Annotated in this window: 15 protein-coding genes; 4 read left to right on the top strand and 11 right to left on the bottom strand. The window is 65.4% G+C overall.

Annotated features, from left to right (window positions below):
• Positions 1-422: 422 nt before the first annotated feature.
• The 11 genes from ureC to BMZ97_RS26060 all read right to left on the bottom strand — a co-directional run bounded on the left by ureC (position 423) and on the right by BMZ97_RS26060 (position 7,963).
• The gene (gene ureC, locus BMZ97_RS26110; protein ID WP_092176815.1) at positions 423-2,159 is read right to left on the bottom strand and encodes an urease subunit alpha; all 1,737 of its coding nucleotides are present in this window, start codon (positions 2,157-2,159) and stop codon (positions 423-425) included.
• Between the two features lie 117 nt (positions 2,160-2,276).
• Positions 2,277-2,672 (bottom strand): PIN domain-containing protein, encoded by a 396-nt coding sequence (locus tag BMZ97_RS26105; protein WP_092176812.1) that lies wholly within the window; start codon positions 2,670-2,672, stop codon positions 2,277-2,279.
• Positions 2,669-2,956: an AbrB/MazE/SpoVT family DNA-binding domain-containing protein gene (locus BMZ97_RS26100; protein WP_092176809.1), complete on the bottom strand. Its 288-nt coding sequence runs from the start codon at positions 2,954-2,956 to the stop codon at positions 2,669-2,671. The genes BMZ97_RS26105 and BMZ97_RS26100 overlap by 4 nt, the downstream gene beginning before the upstream one ends.
• Positions 2,957-3,017: 61 nt before the next feature.
• A complete protein-coding gene (locus BMZ97_RS26095) occupies positions 3,018-3,872 on the bottom strand; it encodes a DUF1003 domain-containing protein (protein WP_092176806.1) in 855 nt (284 codons plus the stop codon).
• A gap of 21 nt (positions 3,873-3,893) precedes the next feature.
• Positions 3,894-4,514 carry an urease subunit gamma gene (locus BMZ97_RS26090; RefSeq protein WP_092176803.1) on the bottom strand — a complete coding sequence of 207 codons (621 nt, stop codon included), beginning with the start codon at positions 4,512-4,514 and terminating at the stop codon, positions 3,894-3,896.
• Positions 4,511-4,849, bottom strand: coding sequence for a hypothetical protein (locus BMZ97_RS31395; RefSeq protein WP_175525747.1), 339 nt, complete (start codon positions 4,847-4,849; stop codon positions 4,511-4,513). The genes BMZ97_RS26090 and BMZ97_RS31395 overlap by 4 nt, the downstream gene beginning before the upstream one ends.
• A 10-nt stretch (positions 4,850-4,859) precedes the next feature.
• On the bottom strand, positions 4,860-5,711 hold the full coding sequence (locus BMZ97_RS26080; RefSeq protein ID WP_092176800.1) for an urease accessory protein UreD: 852 nt from the start codon (positions 5,709-5,711) through the stop codon (positions 4,860-4,862).
• 116 nt (positions 5,712-5,827) lie between these two features.
• A complete protein-coding gene (locus tag BMZ97_RS26075) occupies positions 5,828-6,781 on the bottom strand; it encodes a PfkB family carbohydrate kinase (RefSeq protein ID WP_092176798.1) in 954 nt (317 codons plus the stop codon).
• Positions 6,778-7,206 carry a type II toxin-antitoxin system VapC family toxin gene (locus BMZ97_RS26070; RefSeq protein WP_092176795.1) on the bottom strand — a complete coding sequence of 143 codons (429 nt, stop codon included), beginning with the start codon at positions 7,204-7,206 and terminating at the stop codon, positions 6,778-6,780. Before BMZ97_RS26070 ends, BMZ97_RS26075 begins: the two co-directional genes overlap by 4 nt.
• The gene (locus BMZ97_RS26065) at positions 7,206-7,451 is read right to left on the bottom strand and encodes a type II toxin-antitoxin system VapB family antitoxin (RefSeq protein WP_092176793.1); all 246 of its coding nucleotides are present in this window, start codon (positions 7,449-7,451) and stop codon (positions 7,206-7,208) included. Before BMZ97_RS26065 ends, BMZ97_RS26070 begins: the two co-directional genes overlap by 1 nt.
• A 62-nt stretch (positions 7,452-7,513) precedes the next feature.
• The gene (locus BMZ97_RS26060) at positions 7,514-7,963 is read right to left on the bottom strand and encodes a VOC family protein (protein WP_092176790.1); all 450 of its coding nucleotides are present in this window, start codon (positions 7,961-7,963) and stop codon (positions 7,514-7,516) included.
• Positions 7,964-8,139: 176 nt separating this feature from the next.
• Between BMZ97_RS26060 and BMZ97_RS26055 the strand changes: the two genes are divergently transcribed.
• The 4 genes from BMZ97_RS26055 to BMZ97_RS26035 all read left to right on the top strand — a co-directional run bounded on the left by BMZ97_RS26055 (position 8,140) and on the right by BMZ97_RS26035 (position 15,937).
• Entirely contained in the window at positions 8,140-9,597 is a 1,458-nt protein-coding gene (locus tag BMZ97_RS26055; protein ID WP_092176787.1) for a cation-efflux pump, read from the top strand.
• A 104-nt stretch (positions 9,598-9,701) separates the two neighbouring features.
• Positions 9,702-9,986, top strand: a complete 285-nt coding sequence (locus BMZ97_RS26050; protein WP_092176785.1) for a hypothetical protein — start codon at positions 9,702-9,704, stop codon at positions 9,984-9,986.
• A gap of 764 nt (positions 9,987-10,750) precedes the next feature.
• On the top strand, positions 10,751-13,396 hold the full coding sequence (gene pepN, locus BMZ97_RS26040) for an aminopeptidase N (protein WP_092176779.1): 2,646 nt from the start codon (positions 10,751-10,753) through the stop codon (positions 13,394-13,396).
• A 240-nt stretch (positions 13,397-13,636) separates the two neighbouring features.
• On the top strand, positions 13,637-15,937 hold the full coding sequence (locus BMZ97_RS26035) for a PAS domain-containing sensor histidine kinase (RefSeq protein WP_092176776.1): 2,301 nt from the start codon (positions 13,637-13,639) through the stop codon (positions 15,935-15,937).
• Positions 15,938-15,941: the final 4 nt, after the last annotated feature.

The raw sequence follows: 15,941 nt of genomic DNA, 5'->3' as shown, positions 1-15,941 counted from the left end.
TCGAAGGCGACGAAGCTGGCCTGGCAGTCGAGCGACGACAACCAGGTCGCGATCGCCTCGCTCGTATTGGCGATGCGAAGGCTCGTCCCGCTCGTCTCCTCGAACAGGTCGAGATGGCTCTTGGCGATATCGCAACCGATGAAGCAGGGGTGTATGGTCATGGTGCCTGTCCCTGTGCTGCGAGGTCCGGTGCAAGCGGCCTCGGTCAACTGTTCAGGATGGGGTCTTCGAACGCGGGCGGGAACCGAGCCGGAACGCGGTGTTTGCCACCGGGAATCCAACGGCTTCCCGCCCGCACCAATCATAACACCAATCAAACACACAGGAATCCATCGTAAAGCTCTGCCCTCTACGATGGATTCCGGGTCTTCGCTTCGCTACGCCCGGAATGACGGTGAGGTTCGGCAGAAAGCTCACAGCCCTCAGAACAAGAAATAGCGCTGCGCCAGCGGCAGCTCCTTGGCGGGTTCGCAGACCAGCAATTCGCCATCGACCACCACGGCATAGGTCTCCGGATCGATCTGGATGTCGGGTGTGGCGTCGTTGTGGATCATGCTCTTCTTCGAGATGCCGCCGCGCGTGTTCTCGACCGCGACCATCTCCTTGTCGGTGCCCAAGCGCTGCTTCAGGCCGTTGGCGATCGCAGCCTGCGAGACGAAGACCAGCGAGGTCGAGGTCACGGCCTTGCCGAAAGCGCCGAACATCGGGCGGTAATGCACCGGCTGCGGCGTCGGGATCGAGGCGTTGGGGTCGCCCATCGGGGCTGCCGCGATCATGCCGCCCTTGATGATCATGTCCGGCTTGGCGCCGAAGAACGCGGGCGACCAGATCACGAGATCGGCGAGCTTGCCCACGGCGATGGAGCCGATATGGCGCGAGATGCCATGCGAGATCGCCGGGTTGATGGTGTATTTCGCGACATAGCGCTTGGCGCGGAAATTATCCGCCCCCGTGCCGGCATCCTCCGGCAGCGGGCCGCGCTGCAGCTTCATCTTATGGGCGGTCTGCCAGGTGCGGGTGATGACCTCGCCGACGCGGCCCATGGCCTGACTGTCGGACGACATCATCGAGAGCGCGCCGAGATCATGCAGGATGTCCTCGGCCGCGATCGTCTCCTTGCGGATGCGGCTCTCGGCGAAGGCGAGATCTTCCGGAATCGAGGGCGAGAGGTGGTGGCAGACCATGAGCATGTCGAGATGCTCATCCAGCGTATTGACCGTGAAGGGCCGCGTCGGGTTGGTCGAGGAGGGCAGCACATTGGGCAGCCCCGCCACCTTCATGATGTCGGGCGCATGGCCACCGCCCGCCCCTTCCGTATGGAAGGCGTGGATGGTGCGGCCCTTGAAGGCCTTGATCGTGTCCTCGACGAAGCCCGACTCGTTCAGCGTGTCGGTGTGGATCATCACCTGGACGTCGTAATCGTCGGCGACCGAGAGGCAGTTGTCGATCGCGGCCGGCGTCGTGCCCCAATCCTCATGGAGCTTGAGCGCGCAGGCACCGGCCTCGACCATCTCGATCAGCGCGCCGGGCAGCGCCGCATTGCCCTTGCCGGCGAAGGCGAGGTTCATCGGGAAGGCGTCAGCCGCCTTGATCATCTGGCCGAGATGCCAGGGGCCGGGCGTGCAGGTGGTCGCCAGCGTCCCATGCGCCGGGCCAGTGCCGCCGCCCAGCATGGTGGTGAGGCCGCTCATCAGCGCGTCCTCGATCTGCTGCGGGCAGATATAGTGGATGTGGCTGTCGAAGCCGCCGGCCGTGATGATCTTGCCTTCGCCCGCGATCACCTCGGTGCCGGGGCCGACGATGATGGTCTCGGACGGGTTGAAATTGCCGAAGCCGCTCTGAATGTCGGGATTGCCCGCCTTGCCAATGGCGCAGATGCGGCCCGCTTTGATGCCGATATCGGCCTTGACGATGCCCCAGTGGTCGAGGATCAGCGCGTTGGTGATGACGGTATCGACCGCGCCGTCGGCGTTCCTGACCTGGCTCTGGCCCATGCCGTCGCGGATGACCTTGCCGCCACCGAACTTCACCTCCTCGCCATAGGTGGTGAAATCGCTCTCGACCTTGATGACGAGCTCGGTATCGCCCAGGCGCACCGTGTCGCCGGTGGTGGGGCCGAACATCGCGGCGTAGGCATTGCGTGGGAAGGGAAAGGGCATCGGGCGGACCTCAGGCTAGAGCATTTTCGAGCGAAATGGACACCGGTTCGCGTGAAGAAAATGCGTTAAAACAAAGTCCTAGAGCAATTGAACGATCCAATCGGATCGGAAATTGCTCTAAGTTAAAACCGTAAAACCGGCCTCCGACGGAGCGCCGCGATCGAATGTCATCGTCTCCATGCATCCAGCGTGCCGGTTGACGAGCCCGATCATGGCGTCGCTGAAACTGGATCGGCCCGACCGGGCGATCTCGACCGCCTCCGCCACGCTTTCACGCGCTTCGATGACCAGAACAGCGTTGTCCAGCAAGGCCTCTACGGCCAACAGAACATCAGCGAGATTCGCCTTGAACCTGCTCCTCAAAGTCCAGGTCAACTCCGCCAGGACGATGAGATTCACATAGCCTGGGCGAGCCGGCGCGAGGTGGTTCAGATAGGCGCGCGCGGCAGGCGACTGGACGGGATCATCGTCCATAAGCGCCCGCAACAGAATATTCGTATCGACACCAATCAAGCTGCACGGGAGCGCTTGCGCACCGTCATGGTAGCCTCATCGTCCATGACGACTTGAGCCGCGATCGCCTCATCGTCGCTTGCATAAGCGGGATCGGCCTTGAGATGGGACAACAGGCCGAAGAGCGCCGTAACCGGCAGATTGCGAGGCCGCACCATCACGCGGCCATCCGCCAAGCGCGTGAATTCGATCAGGTCGCCTTCCTGGAGGTTCCAGTCACGCCGCAGCTCGACTGGAATCGTCAGCTGCCCCTTCGAACTCACCCGCGCCTCGAAACTCGCCATGTCGCCATTCCAAAATTGCCTACGCCTTACTTATCACGAAAAGTAAGGAATAACCAGCGATTCAAGAATTCTCCAGCCCGGTCGATCCGGCGTCCGGCGTGTCGGCAAGAGCCGGCTTCGGCTTCGGTTTCTTCTTCGCCTTCCTGACCACCACCTTCGGCCGTTTCGGCTTCATCGACTGCTGATCCTGCAGCAATTCGAGCTGCACCTGCTGGATCTCGGCCAGGCGCTGCCATTGCCGCGTGATGAGGTGGTCCATCTTCTCGTGGAGATGGCGGATTTCGAGTTCGGCCTTGAGATTGACCTGATAGTCGTTGGAGGAGCGCAGGCGATCTTTCTCCTCCTGCCGCTTCTGGCTCATCATGATGATCGGCGCCTGGATTGCGGCAATGCAGGACAGCACGAGATTGAGCAGGATGAAGGGATAGGGATCGAAGGCCTTGCCCTCGCCGACGATCGCATTGATCGCCATCCAGACGACCAGCACCAGGCCGAAGCTGATCAGGAAGGACCAGGAGCCACCGAACTTGGCGAGACCGTCGGAGAGGCGCTCGCCCAGTGTGCGATGCTCTTCGAAATCCTCCTCGATGTTCTCGGCGATCGTCTCCTGCCGCGCGATGCTCTCGGCGACCTCGCGGTCGAGATCGGAATATTCGCCGTGCTCCTCGCGCAGGATTTCCTCGACATAGCGCGTGCGATAGCGCGCCAGCTCCTTGACGCTGATCAGGCTGTGGTCTTCGAGATCGGGAAAATCACGCCTGATGTGCTCGACCAGCGTCGGCCGCAGGCTGTCGAGGACGACAAGATTCTTGCGCGCCATCTCGACGCCGGTGAGCGCGCAGACGCCCTTTTTCTTGCTGAGCTGCGCCACCGTCGCGGCCGGCGGCAGCTCGGCTTCGTTCAGGATATCACTCATTATCAATACCAATCAGCCCGTTCAAAGCTTGCCCATCACATCCTGGCGGAAACCATAGACCTCGCGCTTGCCACTGAGCGCCACCAATCTCACCTCGCGGGTCTGGCCGGGCTCGAAGCGCACCGCCGTACCGGCCGGGATGTCGAGCCGGAAGCCGCGTGCCTTGTCGCGCTCGAAGCGCAGCGCCGGGTTGGCCTCGTAGAAATGATAATGCGAGCCGATCTGGATCGGACGGTCGCCTGAATTGGCGACCGTGAGCGTCAGGCTCTCGCGGCCCTCATTCATGATCAGGTCGCCCGGCAATGTCGTGACCTCGCCGGGCTTGAGCCTGCCGGCCGAGCCGCGGATCGGCTCATGCACGGTGACGAGCTTGGTGCCGTCGGGAAAGGTCGCCTCGACCTGGACGTCGTGGATCAGCTCGGCGATGCCGTCCATGACCTGGTCGGCCGTGATGACATGGGCACCGGCCTCCATCAGATCGGCGACCGATCTGCCGTCGCGCGCACCTTCGACGACGTAGTCGGTGATGAGCGCGACGGCTTCGGGATAGTTCAGCTTGACGCCGCGCTCGAGCCTTCGCCGCGCCACCATGGCAGCCATGGCGACGAGCAGCTTGTCCTTTTCGCGCGGCGTCAGATTCATGCCTTCACCTTTTCGTCTTCATGCTCGGAGGTCTCGTCTTCGGCGACCTCCTCGTCGTCTTCATCTTCGTCGCCGTCTTCCTCGGACTCGTCGTCCTCGTCCTCATCGCCGTCAAGCTCGGCGTACTCATAGGCGAAGATGATCTCGCCGGTGGCGGGGTCGAAGGTGCTGGAGGTCGATTCGTCGAAGGCTTCGATCAGCATCTCCGCATCATCGGGACCGTCGACATCGAAGCGGCGCACCGCCTCCTCGCCCTCGCCGCTCAGAGCGAGCTCGACCGCCCATCCGCGCGCGCCGGTGTCATAGATGCATTTCAGACCGTGGATCGCCAGCATGATGCTCTCCTCAAATTGACCAGGTGCGCGGCAGCGCACGACCGGTCAAATGCCCGAGCAGCGTGACGAGGACGCGACGGAGCGCCTGCGCATCTGGAGAGAGCAGACGGATCACCAGCAGATCGGAGACGATGCCGGCGCCCGCCTCGACATCGGGAAGGGCGTCCGCGAGCAGCCCGCGCAGATCATCAAGCCTCGCCAGATGCTCAGGGCCTGCCGCTACCAGCGTGGCGCAGGCGCGCGCGCCAGCCGCGATCGCCGGGCGCGAAAGGCTCGCAGCCATTGCCCCTTCGAGCCGCAGATCATCGGCGAAGACCAGCCTGCCCTCGCGCCGGATGCGCCAGCGATCGCGCAGCGAGCCGCGCAGCATCGCCTCGCCCATGGCGCTGCGGCCGAAGAAGACCGACTCGCAGGCGACCAGCCTTGCATCCGCCGCGAGATCGATCGTCAGGTTGCGTGCGAGCCGCGCGCCCGAAAACAGGATGCTTTCCTGCGGCAGCCAGGCCAGGCTCGCCCCCGCCTTGAGCGTGAGGCCCGTCTCGATGCGGGTCTCAGTGCCCTGGCTGCGATAGATCTTCTCGGCGGCCTGGCTGGTGATGACCGCGTCGCTGCCCGCCTCCAGCACGGCTGCGACCCGCATCGCGTCACCGCCGGCCATGCCGCCGCCGGTGTTGATCAGCACGGCCTCGCAGCTTGCATCGAAGGTCGTGGGAAAGCGGGCGCGGTACCCGCCGGATTCCGCCAGTTCGAGACGATGCGTCCGCGCCCCAACCCGGCCGAAGCGCAATCGCACGCCACCATCGGCCCGCACATAGGCCGGCAGGAGCGGGTCACTGGCTGCCGGCACGAGCGGCGCGAACATGGCAAACCTTGAAACGAGCGAACGCCGCCAATCTTCCGTGCGGCTCTTGTCCGGGCAAGGGCTTGCGCGAGCCCGCCTGCCTAAATTTCAGGCAGCGTCTCGCCACAGAGCGGCGCTCAGCTCGCCTGCGCCAGAAAGTGCTCGACCTCCTCGCGCCGCGGTGCGCCAGCACGGCCGCCGAAGCGCGTGCATTTGATCGCGGCGGTCGCCGAGGCGAAACGGATCGCCGCGCGCTCGTCCTGCCCCTCCGCCAGCGCCAGCGCGAAGGCGCCGTGCCAGACATCGCCGGCGCCCAGCGTATCGACCGCCGCGACGGGAAAGGCGGGGATATGCGCGATCTTGCCATCCTCGACGAAGAGCACGCCCTCCTTGCCGAGCGTCACTGCAAGCCAAGTCTTGGCAAGCCAGGTCTTGGCAAGCCAGGTCTTGGCAAGCCAGGTCTTGGCAAGCCAAGTCTCGGCATTGCGGGCGATCTTGGCGAGGCCGAGACGCGGATCCTCCTCCTCCGACAATTCGCGCAGCGCCTGCGCGCTGAAGGCGACATGGCTCGCGGTCGCGACGAGATCGGGATGAGGCGGCTTGCGGTCGGCGTCGAGCACGCCTGGGAGGCCGGCCTTGCGCGCCAGGGCCAGGGCGGCGAGCGCCCCCTCGCCCCAACGCGTATCCGCCAGCACCGCGCCCGCCCCCTCCGGCAGGTTCCCAGGCAGCCAATCCGTCGTCACCGGCATGGCGGGGTCGGAATAGGAGATCACCATGCGCTCGCCTTCGGCATCGACCAGGATGGCGGAGACCGGCGAGCGCAGGCCCGGCGCGCGGAGGGAGAAGCTGGTGTCGACGCCCTCGCCTCTGAGCTCGGCGACGATCTGGTCCCCGGTCAGATCATCGGCGAGCCGCGTCGCCAGCCATGAACGGCCGCCGAGCCGCGCGATCGCGACCGAGGCATTGCCGGCGCAGCCGCCGCCGACCACGGCGAGATCGCGCGAGCGATATTTTTCGCCGCGCGTCGGCATGGTCTCGACGCTGTAGACATAATCGAGCGTGGCGATGCCGAGAGAGAAGACGCCGGTCATGAGCGAACCGGCGGGGTCTCCGGCCCGAAACGCAGCCCGTCGATATCGGTATGGATGAAGTCGTTGCCTTTATAGGCGAGCTTAAGCCCCGCCGTCCGGGCAGCGGCATAGGCGAAGCAATCGCCCATGTTGAGACGGGCGACGTGGCCGGTGAGATGATGGTAGCGGGCAGCGCAGGCATGGGCGGCCCTCATGGCCGGCTCGCCGATGTCAACGATCTCGCCCTTCACATCGCCGATGAAGTCCATAACGGTGGCAAAAGCCTCATCGAACGTCGCCCCGTGCCTCGCCAGCCGGGACGAAGCCTCAAATACCGCCAAAGCCGAGGATCTGATCCGCGCGGATACGATAATCGCTTCGAGAGCAGCGTCGCCCTCCTGCTCCTGGAGCAGAACAGCCAAAATCACCGAGGCATCAAGAAACATCAGGCATCGCCATATTCTCGGTCGAAGAACTCCTTGTGAGACAGTCCATCGCCCTTGAGGTCGAACTTCGCCAGACGGGCGCGCGCTTTCTCGGCAGCGTCGAAGACGAGTTTGCGCCTTTCGGCGCGCCGTTCCAGCTCAAGGCGCACGGCCAAGCCGATCGCGCCTTGAAGCGTCAGGCCATCCTGTTCGGCTAGTTCGCGGACGTCGCGATCGATCTGCGCATCTCTGATGAGAATTCCCATGCTCAGGTCCCCTGATATCAAGCTATGATATCAGGGCTTGATATCAGGGACAATCGCGCGCCTCACCAAGCCCCGGTGTTCGGCATGCTCGTCCAGGGCTCGGCCGGCGGCTTGGGATCGCCCTTCTGCAGGATCTCGATCGAGATGTTGTCGGGCGAGCGGATGAAGGCCATGTTGCCGTCGCGCGGCGGGCGGTTGATCGTGACGCCAGCCTTCATGAGCTTGTCGCAGGTGGCGTAGATATCGTCGACCTCATAGGCGAGGTGACCGAAATTGCGGCCGCCGGTATAGACTTCCGGATCCCAGTTATAAGTCAGTTCCAGCGTCGGACGGCCGCGGCTGCCCTGCTCTCTGACGGTCTCGACCTCGTCAGGCGCAGCCAGGAAGACCAGCGTGAAGCGACCTTTTTCGTTCTCGATACGGCGGGTCTCGACCAGCCCGAACTTGGTCACGTAGAAATCGAGCGCCGCGTCGAGATCGGTGACGCGGACCATGGTGTGGAGATAGCGCATCGTGGACTGCCTCTTGTTTCGATCATGGGCGGGTTGATCTCGATCTCGGATCGGGCCAAACCCTGCGCATTCCTAGAGCATGACACCAAAGAGTGGGAACCGGTTTTCGGACCAAGTCCTGCTTTGACCCCAAATCCTGCTCTGACCCTAGATGACGGCCCGATACGGGATTTGCCATGACGAGAACGGACGACGCAGACGAGCGGCCGGCGCCGACCGCCCTGCAGATCAGCGCGATCAAGCGCCGCGCGGCGATGCTGTCGGTGATGGCCACCATCCTGCTCACGGCCGCGAAGGTCGTGGCGGCGCTGATCTCGGGCTCGCTGGCCCTGCTGACCGACGCCCTCCAGGGCCTGGTCGATATCGGCTCGACCCTGTTCACCTGGTTTGCCGTCCATGCCGCCGACAAGCCGGCGGATGAGCAGCACCATTACGGCCATGGCAAGCTCGAGGCGCTGGCTGCGCTGGTCGAAACCGCGATCCTGTTCACGCTCGCCGGCGCCATCCTCTGGGAGGCCGGCTCGCGACTCTGGCTCGGCATCGCCGAATATGTCGCCGTCACGCCCGTGGTCATCGGCGTGATGCTGCTCTCGATGACGGTCGACGCTTTGCGCTGGCGCTCGCTGAGCCGCGTCGCCAAGGAGACCGGCAGCGAAGCGCTGGCCGGCGAGGCGACGCATTTCTCGGCGGATTTCGTCGGCTCCGCGCTGGTGCTGGCCGGCCTCATCGGCGTCTGGGCCGGCGCGCCGCGCGCCGACACGATCGCCGCCTTCGCGATTGCGGCCTTCACCGCCTTTTCCGCCTTCCGGCTCGGCCGGCGAACGCTGGACACCTTGATGGATGCCGCGCCGGAAGGCGTCGGCGAGCGCTTGAACAAGATCGCGGCCGCCGTGCCGGGCATCGTGGCGGTCGACTGGATCAGGGTCCGCCCGGCCGGCGGGCGAACCTATGGCGAGATCGGCATCCGCGTCTCCCGCACCTTGCCGCTCGACCGGGTCGTGGCGATCAAGCAGGCGCTGCTCGACGCTGTCGAGAAGGAGGAGCCCGGCGCCGAGATCACCATCGCCGCCAACCCGATCCAGGTCGATGACGAGACCGCGCTGGAGAAGGTGCTGCTGATCGCGCTCAAGCTCAAGATCCCGGTGCATCACGTCACCGTCCACACCATTGGCGGGCGGCTCTCGGTGAGCCTCGACATGGAGGTCGACGCCAAATTGCCGCTGGGCGAAGCGCATGACATCGCGACCCGGCTGGAGGCGGCGATCCGGGAGGAATTCGGCGGCGAAACCGAGGTCGAGACCCATATCGAGCCGATGGAGACCGGCGCGCCGGCAGGTCACAACGCTGCCTGGGAGACGGTCGAGGATATCGGCAAGGCCCTGGCGGGCGAAGCCTCAAAACTCGGCGGGCCCATCCACGACATTCACAGCGTCCGCGTGCGCCAGACTGAGAACGGGCTGGTGGTGAACTACCACTGCCGCGTCGACCCCGCGCTCGATGTCGCGGCCGTCCACGCCGCCGTCGACGCGATCGAACGCGCGGTCCGGATCGCCCGCCCGCAGGTCTGCCGGCTCGTCAGCCATGCGGAGCCAGCGCGCATGGCGACGACACCCGATCCGCTGCCCGGGTTGTGACCGCCGTTCACAGCTGATGCATTCCAGGTCCACGTCCCGGTGAGAGGTTGCGGCCGCCAAACGCTGTCGCTTCCGAACAGCTGGCATGACGAGGGACATCACTGATGAAGCCAGCCACTCTCGCGACCGCCGCCGTCGCATTCGCCCTGCTCGCCGGCCAAACCCTGTTTATGGGCCGGGCCGCCATGGCGCAGAGCGCCGATGACGCCAAATGGGTCGGCCAATGCCTGATCGACAATGCCGGCGGCGCGGCCGAGCCGATCGTGCGCAAATACTGCGTCTGCATGAACAACAAGATGAGCGACAACGAGACCCGCTCGATCACGCAATGGGAGAAGAGCAACCCGGCGGCGCGCGCCGCCTGCGACAAGGAAGCCGGCTGGCGCTGACGGCTTTCGGCACTGAGCGCTGGCGTTATTCTCGCCATCATAAGCGGCGTCGAACGCCGTCGGCCTCATCCGTCATGGTCGGGCTTGTCCCACGGCTGTCCGGTTCGCCGTGAGCGCCCGATCGAAAAGCTTCGTTCATTGAAGGCTTTTCCAGCGGGCGGGGACGAATGAGACAGGCGCGGGGAACCCTTCTCCCGTGTGGGAGAAGGGCAGGGATGAGGGCAGGCCAGACAACCAGATCGCGCAAGCCGCTCCGCATCGTCTCCTGCGCTTTCAGGATGAGCCGGCGCTGCGGCGCGGTCGCGCCTCAATAATCAGCGGCAGGCCCTCATCCCTGCCCTTCTCCCATCCGGGAGAAGGGTTCCCCGCGCTCTTCATCCGGCGCTTCGCGTCACCTCCGCCCGCGAGGGGAGAGCCGTGCATGATCCGCTCAGAGACCAAAACCTCAACCGGACAGCCGTGGGCTTGTCCCGACCATCCACGTCTTCGCGGGTCGAGGATCGTGTTCAAGACGTGGATGCTCGCCACAAGGGCGAGCATGACGACCAGGATGCCATTGCGAGGAGCGTGAGCAATGAGGCAATCCAGGAGGGCTCGCACAGACCTCTGGATTGCTTCGCTTACACTCGCAATGACGGATGATAGCAACGGTTTTCGGGACCTGCTCAGGCCGATGCTCCTAGCCTGCGGCGCGCGCGGACTTTCGAGCGGAGGAGGCTCGGGCTACACACGAGGCTCGAGAGTCGCTTCTGTCAGGTCAGTCCATGCGCGCCGAAGACACCCCCTTGATCCGCCTCGAGGACTATCGCCCCTCCGACTGGCTGATCGACACGGTCGATCTCGACATCAGCCTCGCCCCGCAGCAGACCCGCGTGCGCGCCTTGCTCGGCCTGCGGCCCAACCCGGCCGGCCAGCCGGGCGCGCCCCTGATCCTCGACGGCGACGAGCTGGCGCTGAGCGCGATCAAGCTGGACGGCGCGGTGCTCGATGCGAGCGCCTTCACCGCCGGCCCACAATCGCTGACCGTTCATGCACCGCCCCGACGCGGCTTCACCCTGACGATCGAGACCGTGCTCGATCCGTCCGCCAACACCAAATTGATGGGCCTCTACCGCTCGTCCAAGGTCTATTGCACGCAATGCGAGGCGGATGGCTTCCGCCGCATCACCTATTTCCTCGACCGGCCCGATGTGATGTCGGTCTATACGGTCAGGCTGGAGGCGGCGAAGGCCGAGGCGCCGGTGCTGCTCTCCAACGGCAACCGCGTCGCGACCGGCGAAGTGCCCGGCAGTGACCGGCATTTCGCCGTCTGGCACGACCCCCACCCCAAGCCCGCCTATCTCTTCGCCCTGGTTGGCGGTGCGCTCGACCATGTCCGCGAGGACTATGTCACCGCCGACGGCCAGCAGGTCGAGCTTGCGGTCTATGTCGAGCCCGGCAAGGCCGGCCGCGCCGGCTGGGCGCTGGATTCGCTGGTGCGCTGCATGCGCTGGGACGAGCGCGTCTTCGGCCGCAATTACGATCTCGACGTGTTCAACGTCGTCGCCGTGTCGGATTTCAACATGGGCGCGATGGAGAACAAGGGCCTCAACATCTTCAACGACAAATATGTGCTGGCCGATCCGCAGACCGCTACCGATGGCGACTATGCCTCGATCGAGGCGATCATCGCGCATGAGTATTTCCACAACTGGACCGGCAACCGCATCACCTGCCGCGACTGGTTCCAGCTCTGCCTGAAGGAAGGCCTCACCGTCTTCCGCGACCAGGAATTCTCCGCCGACGAGCGCTCGCGCCCGGTGAAGCGCATTGCCGATGTGCGCACGCTGCGCGCGACGCAATTCTCCGAGGACGCAGGCCCCCTCGCCCATCCGGTCAGGCCGCGCGCCTACAAGGAAATCAACAACTTCTACACGCCGACGGTCTATGAGAAGGGCGCGGAGGTGATCCGCATGCTCAAGGTCCTGATCGGCGCGGACGCCTTCAAGCGCGGCATGGACCTTTATTTCGAGCGCTGCGACGGCACAGCGGCGACGATCGAGGAGTTCCTGGCCTGCTTCGCCGAGACCTCGGGCAAGGACCTTTCCGATTTCGCGCGCTGGTACGAGCAGGCCGGCACACCCACCATCGTCGCCTCGGGCCGCTATGACGCGCGGGCGAAGCGCTACACGCTCGACCTTGCCCAGACGACCCCTCCGACGCCGGGCCAGGCGACGAAGCAGCCGGTGGTGCTGCCGGTCGCGCTCGGACTCGTCGGCCGGGATGGCGACCTGCCCCTGACGACCGGATCGGCCGCTTATGCCGGGGATGGGCTGATCGTGCTCGACCAGCCCTCGCTTTCGGTGGTCTTCAGCGATGTCGCGGAAGCGCCGATCCCCTCGCTGCTGCGCGGCTTCTCGGCGCCGGTGCGGCTCGAGCTCGATCTCTCCGATACGGACCTGCTGCGCCTGTTCTCGGCCGACAGCGATTCCTTCAATCGCTGGCAGGCGCTGCAGAGCGTGGCGACGCGGGCCCTGGTCGCGGCCGGGCGCCCCGGCACCGACCGCGCCATCCTCTTGGCGAAGGCCAACGAGATCGCAGATGCGCTCGACCGCTTCCTGCGCGAACAGGGGCTTGCCGATCCGGCCTTTGCCGCCCAGGTGCTGCGCCTGCCGGCCCCCGCCGACATCGCCCGCGAGATCGGCGGCGATGTCGATCCCGATGCGATCTATGGCGCCCATCGCAGCCTGTCGGGCGCGATCGGGCAGGTGCTGGAAGTGACGTTGGCCGGTCTGCGCGACACGCTTGCCACCAAGGCCGCCTACGCGCCCGACGCGGCCGCCGCCGGCCGCCGCGCCCTACGCAACGAGGCGCTCGGGCTGATCGCCATCGCCACTCCCGAGATGGGAGCCCGGCTGGTGGAGCAGCAGTTTTCGAGCGCCGACAACCTGACCGACCGACTGGCTGCGCTCGCGGCCATGACGCTGATCCCCGGCGAGGCGCGCGAGCGCTTGATCGGGCGCTTCGCCGCGCTCTATGCCGACGAGCCGCTGGTGCTCGACAAATGGCTGATGGCGCAGGCTCTGATCGCCGAACCGAATACGCTCGACCGCGTCAAGCGATTGATGCAGCACAAGGCCTTCTCGCTTAGCAACCCCAACCGCGTGCGCGCCCTGATCGGCGGCTTCGCGGCGAACCTGACCCAGTTCAACCGGGCCGACGGCGCGGGCTACGAATTCGTCGCCGACATGGTCATCGCGCTCGACCGGACCAACCCCCAGGTCGCCTCGCGCCTGCTCGGCTCGTTCAAGAGCTGGAGGATGCTCGAACCCATCCGCAAAGATCTCGCCCAGGCATCTCTGGCGCTGGTCGCGCGGACGCCAGGATTGTCGCGGGACGTCGCCGATATCGCCGAGCGCGCGCTCGCCTGAGCGACGCTGAGGGCTGGTCTGAACCGCGTTAAGGATTCGCTTGCCCGAAACGTTAACGTTTCATTACCCGCACAGGATTCATTGATTCGGTCACTACAACCATAGGGCGAATTCTGACGTTCCGATTCAACTCAAGGCTAGACAAACCGGCCCGCGCGGATTCAACTCAAAGTGATTCGAGGGGATGCGGCACGTCTCCCGATCTTACTGACGGTACCGATTATCCGAAGGGGGACGGGCATGACGCGTGCCAACGCGAGCTGCGCATCTATGCGCGCAGGCACGATTCTGGGGGTCGCCAGATCGCTGACGCATCCGCTCTATCAACGCTTCGAGAGCCTCGAACCGATCTTTCGTAAAGTCTTGCCGGCGCTCGTCGCTGTGTTCATGCTCATCCTGGGCGCCGGGGCGCTGGTTCAAACCTCGGCCATGCGAGATGACGCATTACTGGACGCTGCTGGTGACATCGACCTCGTCTCCGCGCTGATCGTGCGAGAACTTGAGGTCGCCGTTCAGACCGGTGCCTCCCCCTCATCTCTTCTTGCAACGCTGGCCGCCAAGCACCTCGCCCCCCACGGCCGCATCGTCCATGTCAGCACGGCCGACGGGCAGGTCATCGCCAGCGAGCCCGTCATCGGCCAGACCCAGCGCACGCTGGTCGACCTCCTCGGCCAGACCCAGCCGCTGACCGTGTTCGGCGACCGCGCCGGCGTGATGCGCATCACCCTGCCGGGCGCGACCGAGGTGTTCGCGACCGTCCGCAATCTTCCCGCCCCGCTCGGCCAGGTCGCGGTGATACAGCCCGTGTCCCGGGCGCTCGCCACCTGGCAGCAGCGCCGCAGTGCGCTGCTGGCGCTGATCGGCTCGGCCGCGCTCGTGCTCATCGCCATCACCCTCGCCTTCATCCTGCAATCGCGGCGAGCCTCGGCCGCCGACGAGGATTGCGACCGCGTGCGCCAGCGCATCGACTCCGCCTTGAACCGCGGCCATTGCGGCCTGTGGGACTGGGATCTGGCGCGCGGCCGGATCTACTGGTCGGATTCGATGTACGCCATGCTCGGCTATGACCGCTCCGGCGACTACATGTCCTTCGGCGAGGTCAGCGCCTTCATCCATCCCGACGATGTCGATCTCTACGCGCTCGCCGATGCGATCAGCCGCGGCGAAGCCGAACATCTCGACCAGGAGTTCCGCGTGCGCGGCGCCACCGGCGAATGGGTCTGGCTCAAGGCCCGCGCCGAGCTCGTGATCGACCGCCGGACCCATTCGCAGCATCTCGTCGGCATCGCCGTCGACATTTCCGAGCAGCGCAACATGGCCGAGCGCACGGCGACCGCCGATGCCCGCCTGCGCGACGCCGTCGAGGCGATCTCCGAGGCCTTCGTGCTCTGGGACGCCGATAACCGCCTCGTCCTGTGCAACGCCAAATACCAGCAGCTCCACCAGCTCCCCCCGGAACTGCTCCAGGTCGGCATCGGCCATGATCAATTGATGGCGCTGAGCGCCCAGCCCAATATCGACCGCGAGCCGGTGCGCACCATGCGCGGCACGGTCGGCTCCTCGTCCTATGAGGCGCGCCTGTCTGACGGCCGCTGGCTGCAGATCAACGGCCGCCGCACCAAGGATGGCGGCTCGGTCTCGGTCGGCACCGACATCACCAAGCTGAAGCAGCAGGAGGAGCGCCTGACCCAGTCGGAGCATCAGCTCCTGATGCATGTCACCGACCTCAAGGCCTCGCGCCAGAAACTGGAGGCGCAGGCGCAGCAGCTCGCCGACATGGCCGAACGCTATCTGGAGCAGAAGGCCGCGGCCGAGAGCGCCAACCGGGCCAAGTCGGAATTCCTGGCCAATATGAGCCATGAACTGCGCACGCCGCTCAACGCCATCATCGGCTTCTCCGAGATCATGGAGAACGGCCTGTTCGGCAGCCTCGGCTGCGACCGCTATATCGACTATGTCCGCGATATCCGCTCCAGCGGCGGCTATCTGCTCGGCGTCATCAACGACATCCTCGACATGGCCCGCATCGAGGCCGGCCGGATGCGGCTCGAGAAATCCGACGTCGCCGTGGGCCTGGTCATCGACGAAGCCATCCTCAAGGCGCGCGGCGAAATCGACCGCAAGCAGCTTGCCCTTCGCATCGAGGGGCCGCGCGACCTGCGCCTGGAGGCCGATCCGCACGCGCTCTACCAGATCCTCGGCAATCTCATCGACAACGCGGTCAAGTTCACGCCCGAAGGCGGGCAGGTCGCGGTGCGGCTGCGCCAGGTGCCGGGTGCGCTCAACATCTATATCGAGGACACCGGCATCGGCATTCCCAAGGAGAAGATCGACCGTATCGGACGGCCTTTCGAGCAGGTCGAGGGCGACCTCACCCGCAGCTATCAGGGCTCGGGGCTCGGCCTCGCCATCGCCCGATCGCTGGCCGAACTGCATGGCGGCTCGCTGCGCCTGCGCTCATCGATCGGCGCCGGCACCATCGTGATGGTGCATCTGCCGCTGGACGGCGGCACTGGGCGCATCACCGCCCAGGCGGCCTGAGCCC

Origin of the sequence: Allobosea sp. OK403, assembly GCF_900113835.1 — a bacterium.
In the GTDB taxonomy this organism is placed as follows: domain Bacteria; phylum Pseudomonadota; class Alphaproteobacteria; order Rhizobiales; family Beijerinckiaceae; genus Allobosea.
Note: the sequence above shows the minus strand (reverse complement) of the source record. Positions and strands in the feature narration are given on the sequence as shown.

What these genes read in the sequence shown, in the direction of transcription:
- ureC (WP_092176815.1), bottom strand. Translation starts at nt 2,159, where the DNA reads ATGCCCTTTCCCTTCCCACGCAATGCCTACGCCGCGATGTTCGGCCCC.
- BMZ97_RS26100 (WP_092176809.1), bottom strand. Translation starts at nt 2,956, where the DNA reads ATGGCGAGTTTCGAGGCGCGGGTGAGTTCGAAGGGGCAGCTGACGATT.
- BMZ97_RS26095 (WP_092176806.1), bottom strand. Translation starts at nt 3,872, where the DNA reads ATGAGTGATATCCTGAACGAAGCCGAGCTGCCGCCGGCCGCGACGGTG.
- BMZ97_RS26090 (WP_092176803.1), bottom strand. Translation starts at nt 4,514, where the DNA reads ATGAATCTGACGCCGCGCGAAAAGGACAAGCTGCTCGTCGCCATGGCT.
- BMZ97_RS31395 (WP_175525747.1), bottom strand. Translation starts at nt 4,849, where the DNA reads ATGCTGGCGATCCACGGTCTGAAATGCATCTATGACACCGGCGCGCGC.
- BMZ97_RS26080 (WP_092176800.1), bottom strand. Translation starts at nt 5,711, where the DNA reads ATGTTCGCGCCGCTCGTGCCGGCAGCCAGTGACCCGCTCCTGCCGGCC.
- BMZ97_RS26075 (WP_092176798.1), bottom strand. Translation starts at nt 6,781, where the DNA reads ATGACCGGCGTCTTCTCTCTCGGCATCGCCACGCTCGATTATGTCTAC.
- BMZ97_RS26070 (WP_092176795.1), bottom strand. Translation starts at nt 7,206, where the DNA reads ATGTTTCTTGATGCCTCGGTGATTTTGGCTGTTCTGCTCCAGGAGCAG.
- BMZ97_RS26065 (WP_092176793.1), bottom strand. Translation starts at nt 7,451, where the DNA reads ATGGGAATTCTCATCAGAGATGCGCAGATCGATCGCGACGTCCGCGAA.
- BMZ97_RS26060 (WP_092176790.1), bottom strand. Translation starts at nt 7,963, where the DNA reads ATGCGCTATCTCCACACCATGGTCCGCGTCACCGATCTCGACGCGGCG.
- BMZ97_RS26055 (WP_092176787.1), top strand. Translation starts at nt 8,140, where the DNA reads ATGACGAGAACGGACGACGCAGACGAGCGGCCGGCGCCGACCGCCCTG.
- BMZ97_RS26050 (WP_092176785.1), top strand. Translation starts at nt 9,702, where the DNA reads ATGAAGCCAGCCACTCTCGCGACCGCCGCCGTCGCATTCGCCCTGCTC.
- pepN (WP_092176779.1), top strand. Translation starts at nt 10,751, where the DNA reads ATGCGCGCCGAAGACACCCCCTTGATCCGCCTCGAGGACTATCGCCCC.
- BMZ97_RS26035 (WP_092176776.1), top strand. Translation starts at nt 13,637, where the DNA reads ATGACGCGTGCCAACGCGAGCTGCGCATCTATGCGCGCAGGCACGATT.